This is a genomic window from Bradyrhizobium cosmicum, assembly GCF_032290525.1.
In the GTDB taxonomy this organism is placed as follows: Bacteria; Pseudomonadota; Alphaproteobacteria; order Rhizobiales; family Xanthobacteraceae; genus Bradyrhizobium; species Bradyrhizobium cosmicum_A.
In genome coordinates this window covers 1-263 of sequence record NZ_JASXTA010000302.1, presented here as the reverse complement: position 1 = coordinate 263, position 263 = coordinate 1, and the positions used below count along the sequence as shown (strand labels likewise).

1 protein-coding gene is annotated in these 263 nt (G+C 60.8%); it reads left to right on the top strand.

Annotated elements, in window-relative coordinates; translation table 11 throughout:
• Positions 1-67 precede the first annotated feature (67 nt).
• On the top strand, positions 68-235 hold the full coding sequence (locus tag QSV46_RS40040) for a hypothetical protein (protein WP_314964147.1): 168 nt from the start codon (positions 68-70) through the stop codon (positions 233-235).
• Positions 236-263 lie beyond the last annotated feature (28 nt).

The window sequence follows — 263 nt, the reverse complement described above, 5'->3', positions numbered from 1 at the left end:
ATGAGGATCTTCTTTTGGCGAGAGCGAGAATTCTCGACTATATCGCGAAGCATGAGGCGCACTGGCGATGAGTATCCCTGCGGCCGTTTCAGGTGCTGAGGCCATTGCCCTCGCCGAGGAGCGCTTCGCGTACGCTTGCGCGGTAATTGACGCTAATCCCGACGTGCTGCTCGAGATTCGCGACCTGACGCTGGAGTTCAGGATGCGGATCATCCCGCAAGCGGGGACGTCATGACGCGGTCCCCGCAGCACCAGCACTCGCC

Bases quoted from the DNA above. Each gene is read 5' to 3' on its own strand.
- QSV46_RS40040 (WP_314964147.1), top strand. From the start codon at position 68: ATGAGTATCCCTGCGGCCGTTTCAGGTGCTGAGGCCATTGCCCTCGCC.